Source organism: Mesorhizobium sp. M7A.F.Ca.ET.027.03.2.1 (assembly GCF_003999175.1).
Lineage (GTDB): Bacteria > Pseudomonadota > Alphaproteobacteria > Rhizobiales > Rhizobiaceae > Mesorhizobium.
This window is the reverse complement of the sequence record NZ_RZOM01001600.1, coordinates 1-863: the sequence shown is the minus strand read 5'-3', so window position 1 is coordinate 863 and position 863 is coordinate 1. Positions and strand designations below refer to the sequence as shown.

The following is an 863-nucleotide window of genomic DNA, read 5'->3' as shown; positions in this document are numbered from 1 at the left end:
GTTCCAGGACAGCCGGCGCTCGACCTTGTCTTCGCCGCGAAACACGATTGCGTCGCCTGAGCCGGTCTTCTTCAGCAGATTCTCGGCGAAATTCAGTGTCGCATCGGGAAAGAAAGAAGCGCCGGGCATCTTGTCGCCGTCGACGAGCAGGTTATCGCCCTTGTCGCCGACGATGCCGCAGAAATCCCAGATCAGGCTCCAGAACCCCTCACGGTCCTCGACCGACCAGGCATGAAGCTGCGAATACGAGGAAAACGCTACGCCGGCTTTCACTCCGGCGGCCTTGGTGAAGGCGGTCAAGGGTGCTGCGTCAATCTGGTCTTGCGTCGGGGTCCAGAGCGGTTGTCCGGCAGCCATGATCGTTCCTCCACGGTCGCCATCGCTTATGCATATCGCAGCGCAGCAGAGCAAGATTTTGTTCGGCTGATGCGACCAGATGTGCGCAAATGCCATCGCCGGGCCATAAAGACTTGAAATGCCTCAGCCCTAAGTCGTAGTGACAACTTGAAGTCGTGGTGACGACTGGGGGTCGTGGTGACGACTGGGGTCGTGGTGACGACTGGGGTCGTGGTGACGACCGGGGTTACACCCGCCGGGCGATTTGTCGGAATGGAAGCATACGGGGCCATATGCCATCATCTATGATCCGGCGCGGAATATGGGCGATCGGCGCTGCCGTGATCGTCGTCGCGCTGGTCGTTGCCGCCCTGCCGCTGATTGCCTCCACCCGTATCGTGCGCGACCGCATCGCCTGGGAAATGAGCGCGTGGAGCGGCTTCCGGGTCGCCATCGACGGTTCGCCGCGCATCGAGGTCTGGCCGACATTCCGGGCAATCCTGACCGATGTGACGCTTTCACAATGG

General features: G+C 61.1%; 1 protein-coding gene and 1 pseudogene. One reads left to right on the top strand and one right to left on the bottom strand.

Going from position 1 to position 863, the window contains the following annotated elements:
• Positions 1 to 357: acetyl-coenzyme A synthetase N-terminal domain-containing protein (locus EN750_RS36715; protein WP_281062385.1), on the bottom strand; the 357-nt coding region annotated here is incomplete at its 3' end.
• A gap of 272 nt (positions 358 to 629) precedes the next feature.
• On the opposite strand from EN750_RS36715, the pseudogene EN750_RS36710 reads away from it, so the two are divergent.
• Positions 630 to 863 (top strand): annotated as a pseudogene (locus tag EN750_RS36710) (AsmA family protein); the annotation flags it as partial.